Origin of the sequence: Streptomyces sp. NPDC059696, from assembly GCF_042733745.1 — a bacterium.
Classification (GTDB): domain Bacteria; phylum Actinomycetota; class Actinomycetes; order Streptomycetales; family Streptomycetaceae; genus Streptomyces.
The window spans coordinates 173818-194275 of the sequence record NZ_JBHWFG010000009.1 but is presented as its reverse complement, the minus strand read 5'-3'; the positions used below and the strand labels follow the sequence as shown (position 1 = coordinate 194275).

Annotated in this window: 17 protein-coding genes and 1 tRNA gene; 10 read left to right on the top strand and 8 right to left on the bottom strand. The window is 71.5% G+C overall.

Annotation, left to right across the window (positions count from 1 at the left end):
• Nucleotides 1-41: 41 nt before the first annotated feature.
• Nucleotides 42-1517, bottom strand: a complete 1476-nt coding sequence (locus tag ACFV20_RS12770) for a glycoside hydrolase (RefSeq protein WP_385655599.1) — start codon at nt 1515-1517, stop codon at nt 42-44.
• 193 nt (nt 1518-1710) lie between these two features.
• Between ACFV20_RS12770 and ACFV20_RS12765 the strand changes: the two genes are divergently transcribed.
• From ACFV20_RS12765 to ACFV20_RS12750, 4 genes are all read left to right on the top strand, one after another.
• Complete coding sequence (locus ACFV20_RS12765; protein ID WP_385655597.1) at nt 1711-2052, top strand: DUF6412 domain-containing protein; 342 nt, start codon at nt 1711-1713, stop codon at nt 2050-2052.
• A gap of 100 nt (nt 2053-2152) precedes the next feature.
• Complete coding sequence (locus ACFV20_RS12760) at nt 2153-2863, top strand: YidC/Oxa1 family membrane protein insertase (protein ID WP_385655595.1); 711 nt, start codon at nt 2153-2155, stop codon at nt 2861-2863.
• Nucleotides 2864-3006: 143 nt separating this feature from the next.
• Nucleotides 3007-3864 (top strand): fumarylacetoacetate hydrolase family protein, encoded by an 858-nt coding sequence (locus ACFV20_RS12755; RefSeq protein WP_385655593.1) that lies wholly within the window; start codon nt 3007-3009, stop codon nt 3862-3864.
• Between the two features lie 216 nt (nt 3865-4080).
• Entirely contained in the window at nt 4081-5871 is a 1791-nt protein-coding gene (locus tag ACFV20_RS12750) for a protein kinase (protein ID WP_385655591.1), read from the top strand.
• A 10-nt stretch (nt 5872-5881) separates the two neighbouring features.
• Here ACFV20_RS12750 and ACFV20_RS12745 read toward each other — a convergent pair whose 3' ends face one another.
• The 3 genes from ACFV20_RS12745 to ACFV20_RS12735 all read right to left on the bottom strand — a co-directional run bounded on the left by ACFV20_RS12745 (nt 5882) and on the right by ACFV20_RS12735 (nt 8458).
• Nucleotides 5882-6748, bottom strand: coding sequence for an LLM class F420-dependent oxidoreductase (locus ACFV20_RS12745; protein WP_385655589.1), 867 nt, complete (start codon nt 6746-6748; stop codon nt 5882-5884).
• Nucleotides 6749-6830: 82 nt separating this feature from the next.
• Nucleotides 6831-7370 (bottom strand): heme-degrading domain-containing protein, encoded by a 540-nt coding sequence (locus ACFV20_RS12740; protein WP_385655587.1) that lies wholly within the window; start codon nt 7368-7370, stop codon nt 6831-6833.
• Nucleotides 7367-8458 (bottom strand): Gfo/Idh/MocA family oxidoreductase, encoded by a 1092-nt coding sequence (locus ACFV20_RS12735; RefSeq protein WP_385655585.1) that lies wholly within the window; start codon nt 8456-8458, stop codon nt 7367-7369. The genes ACFV20_RS12740 and ACFV20_RS12735 overlap by 4 nt, the downstream gene beginning before the upstream one ends.
• A 245-nt stretch (nt 8459-8703) precedes the next feature.
• On the opposite strand from ACFV20_RS12735, the gene ACFV20_RS12730 reads away from it, so the two are divergent.
• The 6 genes from ACFV20_RS12730 (at nt 8704) to ACFV20_RS12705 (ending at nt 15184) form a co-directional block, all read left to right on the top strand.
• Nucleotides 8704-10017, top strand: a complete 1314-nt coding sequence (locus tag ACFV20_RS12730) for an ROK family protein (protein WP_385655583.1) — start codon at nt 8704-8706, stop codon at nt 10015-10017.
• A gap of 227 nt (nt 10018-10244) precedes the next feature.
• Nucleotides 10245-11093 (top strand): LPXTG cell wall anchor domain-containing protein, encoded by an 849-nt coding sequence (locus tag ACFV20_RS12725; protein ID WP_385655581.1) that lies wholly within the window; start codon nt 10245-10247, stop codon nt 11091-11093.
• Nucleotides 11094-11200: 107 nt separating this feature from the next.
• Nucleotides 11201-11980: an HAD-IIA family hydrolase gene (locus tag ACFV20_RS12720; RefSeq protein ID WP_385655579.1), complete on the top strand. Its 780-nt coding sequence runs from the start codon at nt 11201-11203 to the stop codon at nt 11978-11980.
• A 120-nt stretch (nt 11981-12100) separates the two neighbouring features.
• Entirely contained in the window at nt 12101-12883 is a 783-nt protein-coding gene (locus ACFV20_RS12715) for a hypothetical protein (protein ID WP_385655577.1), read from the top strand.
• A gap of 2 nt (nt 12884-12885) precedes the next feature.
• Nucleotides 12886-13563: a class F sortase gene (locus ACFV20_RS12710; RefSeq protein ID WP_385655575.1), complete on the top strand. Its 678-nt coding sequence runs from the start codon at nt 12886-12888 to the stop codon at nt 13561-13563.
• Nucleotides 13564-14146: 583 nt separating this feature from the next.
• Nucleotides 14147-15184, top strand: a complete 1038-nt coding sequence (locus ACFV20_RS12705) for a glycoside hydrolase family 6 protein (RefSeq protein ID WP_385655573.1) — start codon at nt 14147-14149, stop codon at nt 15182-15184.
• A gap of 98 nt (nt 15185-15282) precedes the next feature.
• Here ACFV20_RS12705 and ACFV20_RS12700 read toward each other — a convergent pair whose 3' ends face one another.
• From ACFV20_RS12700 to ACFV20_RS12685, 4 genes are all read right to left on the bottom strand, one after another.
• On the bottom strand, nt 15283-17223 hold the full coding sequence (locus ACFV20_RS12700; protein WP_385655571.1) for a kelch motif-containing protein: 1941 nt from the start codon (nt 17221-17223) through the stop codon (nt 15283-15285).
• Complete coding sequence (locus tag ACFV20_RS12695; RefSeq protein ID WP_385655570.1) at nt 17220-19220, bottom strand: glycosyltransferase family 2 protein; 2001 nt, start codon at nt 19218-19220, stop codon at nt 17220-17222. The genes ACFV20_RS12700 and ACFV20_RS12695 overlap by 4 nt, the downstream gene beginning before the upstream one ends.
• 325 nt (nt 19221-19545) lie before the next feature.
• The gene (locus ACFV20_RS12690; RefSeq protein WP_385655568.1) at nt 19546-20259 is read right to left on the bottom strand and encodes a FadR/GntR family transcriptional regulator; all 714 of its coding nucleotides are present in this window, start codon (nt 20257-20259) and stop codon (nt 19546-19548) included.
• Nucleotides 20260-20357: 98 nt separating this feature from the next.
• A tRNA-Lys gene (locus ACFV20_RS12685) sits at nt 20358-20431 on the bottom strand.
• Between the last annotated feature and the right edge of the window lie 27 nt (nt 20432-20458).

Here is a 20458-nt window from a genome sequence, read left to right as displayed (position 1 = left end):
CACGGCTCGTCCCGAACCGCCGCCGCCGGACCACCCCGGGACTACGGGGTCACGCCGTCGATCTGCAGGGTCTGGACTGCTTTCGCCGCGAACGGGACGCTTACGGATTTACCGGACAGATGGGTGTCCGAGCGGGCCGTGTAGAGGTCGCCGCCGCCCGTCGTGACCGTGTTCCAGCGCGGGACCACGCCTCTTGATCCGCCCGTCACCGTCGCGAAGCGGGAGAGGTCGAACGTGAGGGTCTGGGCCGAGGGCGAGGTGTTCACCGCGACGATCACCAGGCGGCGGGCCGTCGCGTCGTACGCCGCCACCGCGTGGTCCGCACCCGTGTCCAGGATCGTCATGCCCGGGCGGATGTGGCGGCTGAACTGGGCCATCACGTAGTGCTTGGGCTGGACGGTGGTGGGCTGCAGGGTGTTCGCGTCGTAGGCGATCATCGCCCAGCCCGTGGACGGGTCCATGACCTGCCAGTAGCACCAGGCCGTCGGGTGCAGCCAGCGGAAGTCGAGGCAGAGGTTCGAGGCCATCGTCAGGCCCGTGCCGTCGCTGTCGCCCGTCTCGGAGTTCCACAGCTTCTTGCGGGAGGTGGTGACCACGTCCGTGTAGAGGAGGTCGCGGCGGCCGCCCGAGCCCTGGTAGCCGTGCACGTTGACCTGGGAGACCAGGGCCTTCGTCGACGTACCGAAGGAGCCCCAGGTGGAGCGGGCCGTGTCGTAGTTCGTCTCGTCCGAGGCCGCGATGCGCAGGCTCGTCAGGCCGCGCTTGTCCAGTTCGCTGCGCAGGTACGGGAGGACGGCCGCCTGGACCGCCGGGTCCATGTGGCAGCCCTCCTGGGTGCCGGTCGCGGTCCACCAGGTCGAGGCCGGCTCGTTGAAGGGGTCGACCGTCGAGAAGGTCACGCCCCAGTGCGACTTGGCGTACAGGGCCGTCGCCGCCAGGTGGCCGGCGTGCTGGCGGTGGTTCCAGGTCTGGAGGTTGTTGCCGCCGCCCGCCGCGCCCGAGGGGTTGTGGTTGGAACACATCCACCACATGGGGGAGTTGGCGAAGAGTTCGGTGATCGCGCCGCGCTGCGTGGCCTTCACCAGCATCGCGCGCTGGTTGGCGTCCGCCGTCCACTTCCAGGCCGAGGAGGCGGGGTCCTCGTTGGTCCAGTCCTGCCAGAAGCCCTCGATCTGCTTGAAGGCGGGGATGTTGGGCGACGTGACCATCGTCTCGCCGCCGACGCTGTTCCAGCTGCACGCGCCGAGGTTGTAGCGGGCGATGTTGAGGCCCAGGCCGGGGAGAGAACGACCGTTGTACGTGACGGACTTGGTGGTGAAGAACAGGTCGGCGAAGTCGTCCCGGGCGCCGAAGACGTTGGCCCACCAGGCGAGGGAGGTGCCCCAGCCCTCCCAGGTGCCGTACGTCGTCGACGGGTTGACGGCGATCGTGGCGTCCGCGCGCGCGGTGCCCGTCGCCAGGGCGCTGCCGAGGACCGTTCCGCCTGCTGCGGCCAGCAGACTTCTGCGTCGTATCACGGCTTCTCCGTAGGGGAGTTGAGGGCGCACGCCGGTCCCCGGCCCGGCGTCGCGAGGGGGCCCGTTGTCGGGTGACGAGAAGCATCGGGCGTGGCGGGTGGGTTGTCGAGGGTTTCGACGGGCCTTTCTCAAACCCGTGTACGAAGTCGCGGGTCCGGGCGGCCGAGCGGTCCTGTATAACGGACGCCAGGACATGCGCACGGAACAGGGGAGGGGGGCTGCCGTGAACCGGAGCTGGGCCACGCTGCGTCCCGCCCTCGCGCTGCTCTTCCTGCTCGTCGAGGTGTTGCTGCTCGACACCGGCAGCCTCTCCGCCACCGTCGCCCTCGCCGCCACCGCCGCGGCCTCGTCCGCCCTCGCGCTGTGCGCCGTCGTCGCCTCCCGCTGCGCGCCCGCCGTGCCGCGCACCCGCGTGCGCACGGCCATCCGCGACCGGGACCGGCGTACGGCCTTCCTGCCCCAGCGCGATCCCGACGCCCGGGGGCGCACCCGGCCCCGGGCACCCGGTCACGCCCTCCGGGCGACCGTCGCGTAGGGGCACCTCCACACCTGTCACACCCGTGAGTGACCCCGCGCGGGTCGTCATGCCGCCATGACTCGTTTCCGGCACGACGAGACCCCCGGAGGGCTCACCCATGTCCGTCTTCGCCACCCTGGTCGAGCACCTTGCCGACCTGCTCCAGCCGCTGTTCGGCGCCTCGGCCGCCGCCGCGGCGATCGTCCTGTTCACCGCACTCGTACGGCTCCTCGTCCACCCCCTGTCCCGGGCCGCCGCGCGCGGCCAGAAGGCCAGGACCGCGCTCCAGCCGAAGATCGCCGAGCTGCGCAAGAAGCACGGCAAGGATCCCGAGAAGCTTCAGCGGGCCGTGCTGGAGCTGCACGCCCGGGAGAAGGTGTCGCCGCTGGCCGGCTGCCTGCCGGGGATGCTCCAGGTCCCCGCGTTCTTCCTGCTCTACCACCTGTTCTCCAGCGACACGATCGGCGGCGAGGCCAACGGGCTGCTCGGGCACCGGCTGTTCGCGGCGCCGCTCGGCCAGCGGTGGGCGGACGCGCTCCACGGGGGTGTTCTCAGCGGCGCCGGGCTCGTCTACGCCGGACTGTTCGTGGTCGTGGCGTGCGTCTCCGCGTTCAGCTACCGGACCAGCGCGCGCATGATGGCCGCGAACCCGGCGGCCCGGGCCGCTGACGGGGAGCAGCTGCCCGGGCTGGGCGCGGTGGCGAAGGTGATGCCGTTCATGTCGTTCTTCACGCTCGTCACCGTGGCCGTCGTGCCGCTGGCCGCCGCGCTGTACGTCGTCACCAGCACGACGTGGAGTGCCGTCGAGCGGGCCGTGCTGTACCGGTGAGAGCGGTGGCCCGGTCCAGTACGTGAACGGGGTATTGCGGAGTGCACGCCCAGCTTGGAGGATCGACCAGTCCTCCGATGGCTGCCCCGCCGCATCCGGGTCGCGCTCATCGGTCGGGCGCCCGCGACTGAGGGAGACTGATCATGAAGCTGCTGCGAGTCGGTACGGCGGGGGCCGAGCGGCCGGCGCTGCTCGACACCGGCGGTGCCCTGCGGGACCTGTCGGGCGTCGTGGCAGACATCGACGGCGCGCTGCTGGCGGACGAGGAGGCACTCGACCGGGTCCGGGCCGCCGCGGACTCCGGGGAGCTGCCCGTTCTGGACTCCACCGGGCTGCGGATCGGGCCGCCGCTGGACCGGATCGGCAAGATCGTCTGCATCGGGCTGAACTACCACGACCACGCGCGCGAGACCGGCGCGGAGCCGCCCGCCGAGCCGGTCGTCTTCATGAAGGCTCCGGACACCGTGGTCGGCCCGAACGACACCGTCCTCGTGCCGCGCCGGTCCGTCAAGACCGACTGGGAGGTCGAGCTGGCCGTCGTCATCGGCCGTACGGCCAGGTATCTGGAGTCCGCGCAGGAGGCGCTCGGGCACGTCGCCGGGTACGCCGTGGCGCACGACGTGTCCGAGCGGGAGTTCCAGATCGAGCGGGGCGGGACCTGGGACAAGGGGAAGAACTGCGAGACGTTCAACCCGCTCGGGCCCTGGCTGGTGACGGCGGACGAGGTACGGGACCCGCAGGACCTGGCCCTGAAACTCTGGGTCAACGGCGAGCTGAAGCAGGACGGGACCACGGCCGAGCAGATCTTCCCGGTGGGGGAGGTCGTGCGGTACCTCAGCCAGGTCATGACGCTCTACCCGGGCGATGTGATCAACACGGGGACGCCGGCGGGGGTGGCGATGGGAGCGCCCGACCCGAAGCCGTTCCTGCGGGCCGGGGACGTCGTCGAGCTGGAGATCGAGGGGCTCGGGCGGCAGCGGCAGGAGTTCCAGGACGCCTGAGCAGTGGCGCTCGTACGGGTCGGTGAAAAGCGCCCCCGGCGTAGTTGAGCGCGACAGGAGCGCGTGCGGTGTGCGTGCTCCTGTTCGGCCTCTCATAGCGCTCGATGTGCGGAAATCAGCCAGTACGGTTGGCGACCGGGTGGACTGATCGACCGCGCACTCCCAAGCGGCGGCTCCTGCGCCGGTCTCGCACCCTGACACCGAACGGGGGGCACCATGCGGGTACTTGCGGAGCGGTACGAGCTGATCGAGGAGGCGGGACGGGGCGGCATGGGCCAGGTCTGGCGCGCCACGGACCGGGAACTCGGTCGGGTCGTCGCCGTGAAGACGCTGCCGCCGGAGCTGACCCGGCACGAGGAGTTCCGGGTCCGGTTCCGCCGGGAGGCCCGCACCATCGCCTCGCTCAGCCACCGCAACATCGCCGTGCTGCACGACGTCGGTGAGGACGTCCGGGAGGGGGAGACGACCCCTTTCCTGGTCATGGAGTTCATCGACGGCCGTACCGTGGCGGACGCGCTGGCCGAGGGGCCGTTCACGGTCGAGCGGGCCCTCGACACCGGCCGGGGCATCGCGGAGGCTCTCGCCCACAGCCACCGGCAGGGGCTGGTCCACCGGGACATCAAACCCTCCAACGTGATGCTCACCTCCGAAGGCGGGGTCAAGGACCTGGACTTCGGGATATCCAAGGTGGTGGCCGAGACCACCACCCGCCTGACCGCGACCGGAATGACGGTCGGGACCCCGGCCTATCTGTCACCGGAGCAGCTGACCGGCGGAGCGGTCGACGGCCGCTCCGACCAGTACTCCACGGGCTGCCTGCTGTACGAACTGCTCACGGGACGACCGCCTTTCGCCGGGGACTCCCCGTTCGCCGTGATGCACCAGCACATCAGCAAGGATCCCGTCGCCCCGTCCGCACTGCGGCCGCTGATCCCGGCGGCGGTCGACGAGGTCGTCCTGCGGGCGCTGTCGAAGGACCGGGAGCAACGATTCGCCGACATGGCCGAGTTGCGGCAGGCCCTGACTCGCGCGGGCACCGTGGTCCCCGCCCTGCCGGCCATGCCCCCGGTGCCCCCGGTGCCGCCGCCCTCGGGAGCCGGGCCCGGGCGGACGCTGCTGGCCGAACAGCAGACCCAGGCCGCGGCGTTGCCGAAGCAGGCGGCTTCCCCACCCCCACCGCCGCCTCAAACCGGCCCGGACGAGGCGACGACCGATACCGGCGACGGGAAACCCGCCGCCCCCTCCGAAGCGCCGGCCACCGGAACGGAGGAACCCGAGCCCGCCTCGGTGCGGCCCGCGCGCGGAGGGCGACGCCTTCCGGCCGGGGACCGTGCGACGGCACTGCTGGGGATCGTGGTCTCGGCCCTGGTCGTCCTCGGTCACGAGGACCTCGATCCCGACTACCTGGGGTGGCTGGCACTGGCCGGGATCCTCGGTGTGGCCGCGTTCCGCTGGCTGCCCCTGACGTCCGCTTTCCTGTGGTGGGGCGCCGGTGCCCTGGTCATCGCCGGCATCACCGCCGGGGCACCGGTCGACGAGAGCGACTACACCTACGTCTCCGACGAGAACTTCACCAGCACCCTCTACTACTACGCCACCTACTACAAGGACTACTACCAGATGTCCGAGGACCCCTCCGGGCACACCCTGTTCGAGCGGGGGTACGACGGAGGGTACGAACCGGCGTCGGCCATGGTCTCCACGGAGTACACGGGGCACGAGACGATGGCCGTCCTCGCCGTTCCGGTCCTCGCCCTCGCCGTCCTGTGCCTGGTCAGCACCCTGCGCACCGGGCGGCACTCGGCGCTTCTCGCGGCCTGCGGCATCACGCTGGCCGGGCTGGGAGTCGGCTGGCTGGCCCTCGGAACCGATGAACAGCTGACCGTGTTCTGCCCGGCCTGGACCCTGGCCGCGCTCGTGGCCGCCGTCCAGGAACTGCGCGGCCGCAAGCACGGCGCGGGCCCGCGTCGGCCCCGCCGCCGGCTCCGGTTCGTCGTCGCCGAATGAGAGAAGAAGGTCAGCCGAGCAGCGCCGCGACCCGGCGCCACGCCTTCCTCGGGAGGCCGTCGCGCGGTTCGCCGTCCAGGACCTGGAGGGCGACGTGGTCGGCGCCCGCATCGAGGAACGCGTCGATCCTGGCGCGGATCGCCTGGTCGTCGCCCCAGGCGAACAGGGCGTCGACCAGGCGGTCGCTGCCGCCGTCCCGCAGGTCGTCCTCGGTGAAGCCGTGCCGCAGGAAGTTGTTGGTGTAGTTCGGCAGGGGGAGGTAGAGCTCCAGGAACTCGCGGGCCAGGGCACGCGCGCGGACCGGGTCGGTCTCCGGGATGACACCCAGCTCCGGGGCCAGCAGCGGGGCCTCGCCGAGGATCTCGCGGGCGTGCGCGGTGTGTTCCGGGGTGACCAGGTACGGGATCGAGCCCGCCGCCCGGTCCCGCGCCAGCCGCAACGACTTGGGGCCCAGCGCGGCCAGGAGACGGCGGTCCGCGGGCACCCCCGCGGCGTCCAGGCCGTCCAGATGCTCGACCAGGGCCGAATAGGGGCGGGCGTACTGCTCCACCCGCTTGGCATGACTCACCCCGAGTCCCAGCACGAAACGCCCCGGGTGGGTCGACTCCAGTGCGGCGAAGGCCGCGGCGGCGGCGTCCGGCTCGTGCTGCCAGATGCTCTGGATGCTGGTGCCGAACGTGAGCTTCGAGGTCGCCTCGATGAGCGGGGCGGCGTGGGCGGCGGAGCTGTTGCCGCCCAGCCATACGGCGCCGTAGCCGAGTTCCTCCAGTTCGGCGGCGGCCTCGGCGAGTTCACCGCGCCGGTCGGCGTCCTCCGAGCGCAGGCCTACGCTCCAGATGCCGTACCGGCCGACGGTCTCCTTCAGGGTGCTGGTCATCAAGGGGGATCCCTCCGGTCGGGGCGCTGTGCCCGATCACGTGATCACGCGTACGCAGGTGCCAACCGGAGGGAGTCTCCGCTCATTCCGTCAAAGCCCCCTGGGCGCCCAGGAAGCGCTCCAGTGCCTCCACCACGAGCCGGTGGTCCTGGAGTTGGGGCAGTCCCGAGACCGTCACCGCGCCGATCACGCCCACGCCCTCCACGGTGATCGGGAACGAGCCGCCGTGGGCCGCGTAGGTGCCGGGGTCCAGGCGGGAGGACTCCTCGAACGTGCTGCCCTTGGCGCGGAAGCGGGCGCCGACCAGGTAGGAGGCGGAGCCGTAGCGTTCCACCACCCGGCGCTTGCGGGCGATCCAGGCGTCGTTGTCGGGCGTCGAGCCGGGCAGCGCCGCGTGGAAGAGCTGCTGGCCGGCGCGGTGGATGTCGATGGCGACCGGGGCCTGCCGCTCCCGGGCCAGTTCGACCAGGAGCGAGCCCAGCGCCCAGGCGTCGTCATAGGTGAACCGGCTGAACACCAGCCGGCGTTCCTGCTTCTCCAGCTCCTCCAGGCTCGGCGTGAGCTCCGGGTGGAACTTGGGGGTGAGCCCCTGGCTGTGGGAGGGGTTGCTCTTGTGGGTCACAGCGTCACCGTCACCTTCTCGAGGGCCGAACGACGAGCGGCCTCCAGGACGTCCAGGGCGGCGGCCGCCTCCCGTGCGGTCACCGGGTTCGGAGCGCCCTCCAGCAGGGCCTTCGCCACGGCCGCATAGTAAGCGGGGTAGTCGCCGGGGAGGGTGGGTTCGGCGCGGCCGCCGCCGGTCACCGGGGACTCGCCGGAGCCGACGCGGCCCCACAGCGACTCGGGCTCCTCGCCCCAGCCGGGGCCGGGGCGCAGACCGTCCCGGAGGGCCGCCTCCTGAGGGTCGAGGCCGTACTTGACGTAACCGGCGGCGGAGCCCAGGACCCGGAAGCGGGGGCCGAGTTGAGCCGTCGTCGCGGAGACGTGGAGGTGCGAGCGGACGCCCCCGGCGTGTGTGATCGCGATGAAGGTGTCGTCGTCCGTCTCGGCGCCGGGGCGGCGGATGTCCGTCTCCGCGTACACGGAGGCCGCCGGGCCGAAGAGGACCAGGGCCTGGTCGACGACGTGGCTGCCCAGGTCGTAGAGCAGACCTCCGATCTCTGCGGGGTCGCCGGACTCCCGCCAGCCGCCCTTCGGCTTCGGGCGCCAGCGCTCGAAGCGGGACTCGAACCGCCACACGTCGCCCAACTCGCCCTCGGCCAGCAGCTTGCGCAAGGTGAGGAAGTCGTTGTCCCAGCGGCGGTTCTGGAAGACGGAGAGGAGCAGGCCGCGCTCCTCGGCGAGGGCGGCGAGCGCGCGGGCCTCGGCGGCCGTACCCGCGACGGGCTTGTCGACGACGACCGGCAGACCGGCCTCCAGCGCGGTCCTCGCGAGCGGCACGTGCGTCTTGTTCGGGGACGCGACGACGATCAGGTCCAGCTCGGCGGCCCGGGCGAACAGCTCGTCCGGTGTGGCGGCGAGGCGCACGTCAGGGAACTCGGCACGGGCCTGCTGCTGCCGTTCCGGGTTCGAGGTGACCACCGTGTCGAGGGCGAGGCCCTCCGTGGCGGCGATCAGCGGGGCGTGGAAGACGGAGCCGGCGAGGCCGTAGCCGACGAGGCCGACGCGGAGGGGCGAGCCGGGGGCAGTGCCGAGGGGTGTGCCAGTCATGCCACCCACTTTCGCAACGCTGTTGCCAAAGTGCAAGCGCCGGGGACAATGGAGGCGTGGACAGGGCGGACGACCGTACGGGCGGAGTGGGCGACGTGAGTGGGGTCGACAGGCGCCCGGCAGGAGCGGGCGGGGTCGGTGCGGGCGGGGCACGGGCGAGTGGGGCAGGGCCGGTTGGGGTCGGTGCGGGCGGGGCACGGGCGAGTGGGGCAGGGCCGAGTGGGACTGCGGTCGGGGGCGGCGGGGTGAATCTGCTCGCCCTGCGCAGCCACAACGCCGCGCTCGTGCTCGACCTGCTGCGGAGCGCCGGGGACGAGGGCATCAGCCGGCTCGAACTCGCCGAGCGGACCGGGCTCACCCCGCAGGCCGTCAGCAAGATCACGGCCCGGCTCCGGGAGGACGGGCTCGCGGCGGAGGCCGGACGCCGGGCGTCGACCGGGGGCAAGCCGCGCACGGTGCTGCGGCTGGTACCCGAGGCGGGACACGCGGTCGGGGTCCATCTCGACCGGGACGAGGTACGGGTCGTGCTGGTGGATCTGCGGGGGGCCGTGGTGGCGGAGCGGCGCGCCGCACTGGACCTGGGCGCGGGGTCGGAGGCCGTGCTGGGGGCGGTGCGGGACGCGGTGGCGGGGGTGCTGGGGGGCACGCGACCAGGGCCCGGTGGGGGTGATCTGGCCTCCCGGGAGGGGCTCGGTGGGGGTGGCCTGGTTTCCCGGGAGGGGCCCGGTGGGGGTGGCCTGGTTTCCCGGGAGGGGCCCGGTGGGGGTGATCTGGCCTCCCGGCAAGGGCTCGGTGGTGATCTGGCCTCCCGGCAAGGGCTCGGTGCTGGTGATCTGGTCTCCCGGTACGGACCGGCCGCGCGTGACCGGTCCTCCGGGGCGGGGCTCGCCGGTGTCGATCCCACCCTTCTCGGCGTCGGTGTCGCCTTGCCCGGGCCGCTCGATCACGGTCGGGGCGTGCTGCACCGGGTGACCGGGTTCCCCGAGTGGGACGGCTTCCCGCTGCGTGATGCGCTGGCGGAGCGGCTCGGGGTGCCGGTCGTGGTCGACAAGGACACCAACGCGGCGGCGCTGGGCCTCGCCGCCGGGGGCGAACGCGGCTCCTTCGCGTACCTGCACCTCGGCACGGGGCTGGGCGCCGGGTTGGTCATCGGCGGCGGCGTGCACCGGGGGGCCAGGACCGGAGCGGGGGAGTTCGGCCACCAGGTGATCCAGCTCGACGGCCCGCCGTGCACCTGCGGGAACCGCGGCTGTGTCGAGGCCCTGTGCCTCGGTGCGGTGGCGCGCGGCGACCTGGACGAGGCGGCACGGGTGCTCGGGGCCGGGGCGGCGAACCTCGTCGGGCTGCTCGACATCGACGTCGTCCTGCTCGGCGGCCGTACGGTGGCGGCGGCGCCCAGCGCGTTCACGGACGGGGTCGGCGCGGTGCTGCTCGCCCGGGCCCGCCGCACGGGCCAGGACGCCGTCCCGGTACGGGTCGCGGCCGGGGGAGACGGAACTGTGGCGGTGGGTGCCGCTCAGCTGGTGCTGGGGCCGGTGTTCGGACGCGGCGGGGGCTGAGCCGGCCGACTCGCGCCTGCCATGCCCCTCGTATGCGCCTGCCCCTCGTATGCGCCTGCCCCCGTACGCGCCTGCCCCCGTACGCGCATGGTCCTCGGGCCCGCAGGTCCGGCCCCCCGCATTGCGTCGGGGAGTGTCCGCCGACCGGGCGGATCCGCGCCGCCGTTCGGGGCCGGTTCACGGTGGTGGCGTCTCGCGAGGCCTTCCGCTCGGAATGTCACATCATCATGCGAATCTGCACGCCCGCTCACCTCTGCCTGGCGACGGCAGCGGCGGCCGCCGTCCTGCTTCCCGGCGCGCATCCGGCGCTCGCGGACGCCCCCGCGCCCGCCTGTGCCGCGCCCGACGACCACACCTTCCCGCTGACCACCCGCATCCACGGCGGGCCGGCGGCCTACACGGCCGGCGGCGGGTTCGGGACCTGGTCCGTCGACCTGACCAACACGACCGACCGGACCTGCTCCGGGATCCATCCCGTCGTCGTGCTCGTGGACGACAAGCGGGCCCTGGAGCCGTTCCAGCCCCAACTCGAGTTCTTCGAGGGGGAGAACGCCCACCATGTGCGGTTCGAGAAGACCGGTGAGGACGAGCTCGTCGCGGCGTTCGCCGACGAGGAGGGCGGCTTCGCCGGGTTCACCGTCGCGCCCGGTGACACCGTCACCGTGAAGGTGCGCCTCAGCCTCACCTCCGACGCCGAGCCCAACGAGGTCACGGCCAACGCCGCGGTGGTGCAGCGGCACGACGACGACGGCGACTGGGTCGGGCAGTCGAACGACTACCGCTTCCGGATCGAGGGCGGAGAGCCGGGAACCGGCAAGGAAACGGGCACCGGAAAGGAAACGGGCACCGGCAACGACACCGGCACCGGCACCGGTGACGACCCCCGCACCGACACGGGCACGGAATCCCGCCCCGACTCCGATCCCTCCGTCCCGCCCCGCCAGGACCGCTTCCCGTTCGCGGAGGAACTGGCCCGGACCGGTACCGGCACCCAGGTCACCGCGGTCGCCGCGGTCCTGCTGCTGGCCGGCGGAGTGACCCTGCTCGTCGCACGCCGCCGACGCCGGCACCCCTGACCGGCCGTCCCGCCAGTCGGGACGGCGTACGCGGGGCGTTCCGCAAGATCCCGGCACTGTTTAGGCTGGATCGCACGCTGGACCGCGTACGGCAGGAGATCCCGAACATGGCAGACCGCAAGCCCATCGAGTCGTGGCTCACCGACATGGACGGTGTGCTCATCCACGAGGGCGTACCGATCCCCGGCGCCGACGCCTTCCTGAAGAAGCTGCGCGAGTCGGGGAAGCCCTTCCTGGTCCTCACCAACAACTCGATGTACACCCCGCGCGACCTGCACGCCCGGCTGCGCCGCATGGGCCTGGAGGTGCCGATCGAGTCCATCTGGACCTCGGCCCTGGCCACCGCCAAGTTCCTGGACGACCAGCGGCCGGGCGGCTCGGCGTACGTCATCGGCGAGGCCGGGCTGACCACCGCGCTGCACGACATCGGCTACATCCTGACCGACCATGAGCCGGACTACGTCGTCCTCGGCGAGACCCGTACGTACTCCTTCACGGCGCTGACGAAGGCGGTGCGGCTCATCCTCGGCGGCGCCCGGTTCATCTGCACCAACCCCGACGAGACCGGCCCGTCCACCGAGGGCCCGCTGCCCGCGACCGGCGCGGTGGCCGCGCTGATCACCCAGGCGACCGGCAAGAAGCCGTACTTCGCGGGCAAGCCGAACCCCCTGATGATGCGGACCGGGCTGAACGCCATCGGGGCGCACTCCGAGACCAGCGCGATGATCGGCGACCGCATGGACACCGACGTGCTGGCCGGCATGGAGGCCGGGATGCAGACGTTCCTGGTGCTCACCGGCCTGACCAGGCCCGAGCAGGTCGAGGACTTCCCGTACCGGCCGTCGCAGGTCGTGGACTCGATCGCGGACCTCGTCGACCGGGTCTGAGCCCCGGGCAGGGGGCGGGAAGGGCCAAACCCTCGCTCACCCGTACGGAGCAGCCGTCGCGTCGCTGAGGATGCGGTGGCCCACCGGCCGGGGGAGGCTCCAGGCGTCTGGAGGTTCACGATGGGTTCCCTGAGAGTCACTGTCTGTACGACCGCCTTGGCCGTCGTCGCCCTCGCACCGGTGGCGTACGCGGCGGACGCGGGGAGCGTGTCGGTGAGCCCGGCGACCCCCGTACCCGGCAGTGACGTCACGCTGCGCGTGACCGGCTGCGACCGGCGCACGGCCGTGGCCGCCTCGTCGGCGTTCGTCGCGGACGCGCGCCTCACCGCCGCCGGCCCGGACGAGGTCACCGGCGACAGCCGCGTGCGCTCCACGCTCAAAGCGGGTTCGTACGCCGTGCGGGTCACCTGCGGCGCCGTCCGGCGGAACGGCACACTCACCGTCCGGGACGCCGAGGCCGGGCCGTCCGGGTCCCCTCGGGCGTCCGCGCCCGGGGCCGCCGGGCAGCGGCCCGCACCGGGAGCGGGCGGACAGCCGCCCGCGCCGGGAACGGACGGACAGCCGCCCGTGGCCGAGCGCGGTGGACAGCCGCCCGTGGCAGGGCCCGGTGGACAGCCGCCGGCGCCCGGGATGGGCGGTCAGCCGCCCGTGCCCGGGAAGGGCGGCCGGCCGACCGCGACACCCGGCGCCGACGACGCGGCGTTCCCCTCCCGCCCGCCCGGGGCGCCCGCCTCACCCGTCGCCCCCGTCGCGGCGGGCGGTGGCGGTGCCGCCGTCGCCGCCGAGGAACACGGCGAGGGCCCCGGCACCGCGCAGGGCGTGACCGGGCTGGTGCTCGCGGGGGTGGCCGCGGTGGTGGTCGTCGCGCTGCGCGGTGCCCGCCGGGGCCGCGGGACGGACTGACCATGCACGATCGCGATCACGCGCCGGGACGCTTCTCGGGCACCGGACGCCTGCTCACCGGCATGGCCTGGGTCGTGCTGCTGCTCGGGCTGTGGCTGTGGGGACGCGAGGTCACCGAGATGCGGCACGGCATCGCGGCGCCCGCCACGGGTGACATGGCGGCGGCCGGGCGGCCCCCGGACATCAAGCTGCCGCCCGAGCACCGCCCGCTGCGCGACGCGCTGCCGCAGCGGATCGACATCCCCGGGCTCGACGTGCAGGCCCCCGTGGTGGCACGCGGCCTCGACGCGCGCGGGGCCCCCGACCCGCCGCCGTACGACCAGCCGGGCGTGGTCGGCTGGTACGCCGGCGGCGTCGCGCCCGGGGCGCCCGGCACCGCGCTGATGGTCGGCCACGTCGACACCGAGACCCGGCCCGCCGTCTTCTACCGGGTCAGTGCCATGCGGCCGGGCCAGACGATCCGGGTGGTCAGGGCGGACGCCAAGATCGCCGAGTTCACCGTCGAGTCCGTCCAGGTCCTCACCCGCGACCACTTCGACGCCCACCAGGCGTACGGACCCCGCGAGTCGGGGCGGGCGGAACTGCGGCTGGTCACCTGCGGCGGCAGCTTCGACCGCACGACCCGGAGCTACACGGCGAACGTGGTCGTCTCGGCGTACCTGACGGGAACCGGCCGCTAGATGGTCCGATCCGCTGGAGGGTCCGATCCGCTGGAGGGTCCCCTCCACTGGATGGTCCGATCCACTGGAGGGGCCGCTCCGTTGGAGGGTCCGCTCCGTTGGATAGTCCGACACGCTGGAAGGTCCACTCCGTCAGATGGTCCGACACGCTGGGTGGTCCGATCCGCTGGAGGCACCGACCCGCGGTGGTCGGCCCGCGCCGACACCGCCGCGGGTCACCGCAGCCGCAGCCCGTGTGCGGCGGGGCCCGATGTGCCCGGTGTGCCCACCCGACCCGGTCGGCGGCCCGCTCCCCCTGAGGCCGCCGACCGGGCCGGTCCTCACCGCGCGCGCCGGGCTGCGGGAGTGACCCGGCGAGCCGCGCGGGAGGCCACGGGAGCCACGGTGGGTGAATCTCTGGCCGAAGGCCGGGCATGTGCTGGGAAGACTTTAGAACCAAAGCGCCGCCCAGGCCTAGGGGTTGGATAACGCCAAGTCCCGGTACGGTGGCGCTGCGTCATCGAGGGGTGGGCCTCGCCACAGGGGCGTCGCGGGACGTATGTCAGGATTGAGACTTGGAACGGTGCACCCAAGGGGGAGTTGGATGTACGGCAGCAGGGGGGTTCGGACGTTCGCCGGGAGGCGGATGTCCGCAGTGGTGCTGGGGGCGGCACTGCTGGTGACGGGGTGTTCCTCCTCCGACGGAGGAGACGGCTCGGACGACCGCGGTGACGCGGGCGCCGGGATCACCCAACAGCCCAAGGACAAAGCGCCCTTCTGGGTCAACCCGGACGGCACGGCGGCCCGGGAGGTCGTCGCGCTGGAGAAGTCCGGCAAGAAGCAGGACGCCGAGCAGATCCGCAAGATCGCCGAGCAGCCGGTCGCCGAATGGGTCGGCCCGGACGACCCGGAGGAACAGACCCGGGGCTTCACCGAGGCCGCCGACAAGGCCGGCCGCACGGCCCTGCTCGTGCTCTACAACATCCCGCACCGCGACTGCGGCCAGTACTCGCAGGGCGGCGCCGCCGACGGCAACGCCTACCGCGAGTGGCTCGACGGCGTCGCCGCGGGCATCGGCGACCGCCCCGCCACGGTCGTCCTGGAACCGGACGCCCTGCTGCACCTGGTCGACGGCTGCACCCCGGAGCAGTTCCACGAGGAGCGCTACGACCTCCTCAAGGGCGCCGTCACCAAGCTGAAGTCCCTCAAGAACACGAAGGTCTACCTGGACGCGGGCAACGCCGGATGGCAGGACCCGGAGAAGATCTTCGAGCCGCTGAACCGCGCGGGCATCGCCCAGGCCGACGGCTTCTCGGTCAACGTCTCGAACTTCTACTCCACCGAGGACTCGATCGCCTACGGCAAGCAGCTCTCGGCCAAGGTCGGCGGCAAGCACTTCGTCATCGACACCAGCCGCAACGGCAAGGGCCCCTACAGCGCCGGCAAGCCCGACGAGCGCTGGTGCAACCCGCCCGGCCGCTCACTGGGCGAGACCCCGACGACGCAGACGGCGGACCCGCTGGTCGACGCCTACCTGTGGGTGAAGCGGCCCGGCGAGTCGGACGGCGAGTGCAAGGGCGGCCCCAAGGCGGGCGAGTGGTGGGCGGACTACGCGCTGAAGCTGGCCAAGGCCACCGGCTGACCCACGCGTCGCCCCCCGGCCGGCCCGGGGCGCCGACACGAAAGGGGCGCTCTCCCTGATGGGAGAGCGCCCCTCGTCGTCGTCCGGTTCCCGGGCCGCTAGGGCACCTTCACCCACTGCGCCTTGCTGGGCGTGCCGTCGGCGTCCGTCACGAAGAGCATGTACCAGCCCGCCTGGACCAGGTTGCGGTTCTCCGGCACGGTCACCGTCAGCTTGTCGCCGGACGCCTTGAAGTCCAGGGCGATCGACCGCTGGTCGACGTCCGTGACGTGCGTGGCGGCGCTCGGCCGGATGAGCCGGACCTTCTTCACCTTCGCCGCGTCCGACGAGGTGAACGTCCCCGTCCCGCCCCGCTCGATGGTCTGCGGACCGCCCGACAGCGCGGGCTGCTCCCGGTCGCCGTACAGGTAGGGCGGCGTGTAGATCTCGATGCGCTGTTCGAACTCGCCCGGCTTGGTGTTGGCCTTGTCGGCGTAGAGCGAGTCGGACCCGAAGAACATCACGCGTCCGTCGGGCAGCAGGATCGAACCGGAGTGGTAGTTACGGCCGACCAGCGGGTCGGCGACGCGCCTGAGGTCGTTCTTCTCCGTGTCGTAGAGCCGCGCCTCGAAGATGTTGGAGTCGCCGCGGCCGCGGTAGTCCTCCGAGCCGCCCGAGATCAGCACACTGTCGTCGGGCAGGATCGAGGCGTTCGGGTAGCGGGTGCCCTTGTCCAGGGACGGTCCGTCCACGAAGCGCGGGTTCGGCTTCTTCAGGTCGACGATCCGGGTCTTCTCGCTGGACTTCTCGGACTCGCCGACGCCCCCGCCGCCGACCACCATGTACTTCTCGTCCTGCGCCGGCGGCAGCAGCACCGTGCCCGACGTCTCCATCAGGGTGGGGTCGCTCAGGCCCGGGACCTTCGAGAACTTGTTGGTGCCGACGTCCCACACGCCCGGCTCACGGCCCACGTTGTCCGGTCCGTAGCCCGCGTTGGACCCGGAGTAGAAGACCTTGCCGTTCTGCATGAGGAACAGCGCCGGGTACGTGGGGAACTGCCGGACCTTGCCGGTGTAGGCCCACTTCTTGGTCTTCGGGTCGAAGACCTCGTTCTTGCCCGGGACCAGCTGGCCGATGTCGTCGAGGCCGGAGACGCTGAGGATCTTCCCGTCGCTCAGGGTGGTGAGCGTCGGGTACCAGCGGGCCTCCTTCATCGGGTCGACCTTGATGTACTTCTCGGCCACGGGGTCGAACTCGAAGGCGTCCCGGATGCCCTGGAAGTCCTTCTTGTCGAGGGCGAGCTTCTGCGCGATGCCGTAGGTGTTCTTGGCGGCGGCGCCCTTCAGGCCGTGCACGCGGTAGTTGTCCTGCGTGCCCGTCTCGTACTTCTTGCCGCGCTTCTGCGCCTCGACGTAGATCCGGCCGAGACCGGGGTCGTTGCGCAGGAACCTGCCGGTCGCCTTGTCGAAGACCTTCTTGGCCCGCGGCACGAGGACCGGGTCCTTCGAGACGAAGGTCTTGCCGTTCTTCTTGCCGGTGAACGTGGTGCCCGCGGGCAGGGTGATCGGCTCGTCCGGGTTCTCGTTGTGGACGATCATCAGGCCACCGGCCTTGGTGACGTCACCCTGGAGCTTCTCGTAGCGCTTGGTGCCGCCGGCGATCAGCAGATTGCCGTTGGCGAGCTGCGTGTGGCCGGTGCAGAACAGGTCGGCCGGGGTGGGCACCTTCTTGATGGTGCCCTTGACCGGGTCCCATATCCGGGTGTCGAACTTCTTCGCGTCGAAGTTGTCCTGGTTGTTGCCCGACCCTGCGACGAGCAGCACCTTGCCGGTGCGCAGCAGCGCCGCGTGGATGGTGTTCTGCCGGTACTCCTCGGGGAAATCGACGATCTCCCACTTGCCGTTCGCGGCCTTGTACTCCGGCTTGTTGATCGTGTACTGGTGGTATTTCTCGGTGCTGAAGCGGTAGAGCCACGGCCCGTTCATCCCGGCCAGCGCGAGTACCACCGCCGTGCCGATCGCGAGTCGACGGGCCCGGCGGCGGCCTGCACGGTCGTTCATTCCTTACGTCCCCCAAGTCCACCAAGGGCGATCTGCATGGTCTGGTCGGATCCCCCGACCTCCCCGTGTGCGCCCGGGGCGGCGGCCCAAGTGGGCTTCTGCTGCGGGGTGTGAGCCGACGGCTGCTGCGGGATGGGCAGCGGCTGCGTCCGGTTCGGACCCGCAGGGTCCTGCGGCTGTCCCCCGGCGGGGGTGGCGGGCTTCTTCGCGTCCTGCCGCAGCTGCCAGCGCCAGGCGAACACCGGCGAGGCGGTGATCAGCAGCGCGAACGTGGCCCAGATGATCATCGCGGGGTGGGAGTGGCCGAAGGCGAAGCCGGCGGCGATCGAGCCACCGAAGATCGCGACGAAGTACCAGTGGTAGCGGAACGTGCCGAACCAGCGGTCCGGGCTCGCCGAGTCGCCCTTGGGCGTCACCACGAACTTGCTCTTGCGCCGCAGCACGGAGTCGATCAGCGCCTTCGCGTACAGCGGCGCCGACAGCGCGGACATCACCATGCCGGCCACACCGCCGGAGCCCTCCGGCTCGTGCGGCGAGACGTTGTGCCGGCGGTTCCAGACGTACAGGCCGATCTGCAGCGCGGAGGCGTTGCCGTAGAGCATCAGCCACACGGCCGGGTCGATGTTCACACCCGAGGCGCCCAGGCCCAGGAACAGCGCGCAACTCAGCGCCGCCAGGATCCAGTTGAGGGCCGACATCGGGTAGAAGATGATCATCATCGTGTAGTTGAAGAGCTTGCTCGGCGGCAGCGAGTACCAGCCCTTCCAGTACTGCCCGATGATCGTCTCGTACGTCCCTCGCGACCAGCGCATCTGCTGGGTGAAGAAGTCCGTCCAGGCGCTCGGGCCCTCACCGACGGCGAGCACGTCCGGCGTGTACACCGAGCGCCACTTCTTCCCCGTCGCCGGGTTCTTGTGGCGGTGCATCTCGAAGCCGGTCGCCATGTCCTCGGTGATCGAGTCGTACAGACCGCCGATCTGCTTCAGCGCCTTGATGCGCACCGCGTTGGAGGTGCCGACGAACATCGGGGAGCCGTAGCGGTTGCCGGCGCGCTGGATCAGCGCGTGGAAGAGGAACTGCTGGGACTCGGCGGCCTTGGTGATGGGGTTGTCGTAGTTGCCGTAGACCTGCGGGCCGATGACGAAGCCGACGTCCGGGTCGCGGAAGAAGCCGAGCATCCGCTCCAGGTAGTTGGGCAGCGGCACGTGGTCGGTGTCGACCGAGGCGAAGAAGTCGTAGTCGTCGCCGTGCGCCTCGAGCCAGGCGTTGTAGTTGCCGTGCTTGGTCTTGGCGCGGTGCGGGCCCTTGGCCTGGTTCCACTTCGCGACGCCCTTGCGGGAGAAGTGGTGCACGCCGAGACGCTCGCAGACCGCCTTCACGTCGGGGTCGTCGCCCTCGTCGAGCAGCCAGACGTGCATCAGACCCCGGTGGCGGATCTTCACCGCGGCCTCCAGGGTCTTCGTCACCATCTCCAGCGGCTCCTTGCCGGGCACGAAGGAGGTGAGGAAGGCCACTCTGGTGCCGGTCTCGGGCACCACCGGGATCGGGTCGCGGGCCACCAGCGTGGCGTGCGCGTTGGACAGCACGTTCATGCAGCGGAAGAACTCGATCAGACCGATCGAGACGAGCATGACCATGTCCAGCGCGGGCAGCCAGTCGAAGGCGGGGTAGTCGCGCTCGGTCCAGTGCTCGGGCTGGAGCAGCCAGAACAGCAGCACCAGCGACAGCACCGGGGCCGCGGCCAGCATCAGCGCGACCCGGATGCGGTGCGGCTCCTGCGAGATCAGCGAGCGGTACTGCACCTTGTACGGCTTGTTCGGATCCGGCTGGGTGAGGGGACCCGCGAGCCGGCTGTAGTGCTCGTAGTCGTATCTCGGCAGCGTCTTCTTGATCCGCCGGAAGGTCCCCGTGGTGCTCATCCTGTGCGCCGGCACCCTGAGCTGGGTGGTCTGGGACGGGTCGTTTTCCTGCCGGGCACCCGTGGGCCTCGACGTCATGAGTCATCCCCCCACACGCGGAGAACCGCGTGTTTCGTAGCTTCGTACCGTCTCGTGCAGGTCCCCCTCGACCTTCACAGACGTATCAGTGGTGGATCGCAGTCACCACGTCATCCACACCCTATAGACACGGCAACGCGACCTTCCGGTTGCATGATGCCCCCCACGGCATCGGTTCATGAACGGGGCCCCTACCCCCCGCCCTGCCCGCAACCGGTTCCGATTCCCCCCAACTGCCGCGTATGCGCAGCATCCTGTAAAACGAGAAGACCAAGGTTCTACGGCGTCCATCATGATCGCAAGATGGGAACGCGGTGGTAACCGGTCATACACGTTCATTGTGACGTGTGTGGGGGGCCTGTGGAGCCGTTGTCGACAGGCGGGCGCGGATGTTTCCGAAGTGCTCTCTTATGGCCTCCTCCGCCCGCATCGCGTCCCCGGACCGCACCGCGTCGAGGATCTCCCGGTGCTGCCGGCAGGTCACCTTCGGGTCCTGCGGCTCGCCCCCGAGGTCCGTGCGGACCCGGTGGAAGGCGTCCCAGAACGCCTCCAGGACCTCGCACAGCAGCACGTTGTCCAGCCCTCGGTAGAGGGTGGCGTGAAAGGCCCGGTCGGTCTCGGCGAGGCCGGCTCCGCGCGCGGCCTGCCCTTCCATACGCTCGACGAGCGCGTCCAGTTCAACGAGGTCCGCTTCCGGCATCCGCCCGGCGAGCCGGGACACCAGCCCCGTCTCCACCGCCTCCCGCAGCTCCAGCAGCTGGAGCAGGGAGTCCTCGCCCCGGTAGTGCCCGGCGACCGTGCGGAAGGCGAGGCCCTCGATCATGGGGGCCAGGGACATCGGGCCGACGTAGGTGCCGAAGCCGTGCCGGATCTCCACGATGCCCATGGCCTGGAGTGCCTTCAGTGCCTCCCGCACCGAGTTCCGGCTCGCGCCGAGGTGCTCCATCAGCTCGGGCTCGGTCGGCAGCGGGGCCCCGGAGGCCAGCCGGCGGTCGATGATGAGCTTCTTGATCCGCTCCTGTAGGTCACGCGCTGCCATGGCCAGAGGGTATCCGGCCAGGCCCGGAGGGGGACCTCACAAGGACATACGAAGACAGACAGAAGGCCCCTCGCTGCTGCGAGGGGCCTTCCGGTCGGTGCGCCGCCAGGGACTCGAACCCCGGACCCGCTGATTAAGAGTCAGCTGCTCTAACCAACTGAGCTAGCGGCGCCTGCTGACGTCGTAACCCTACAGGACG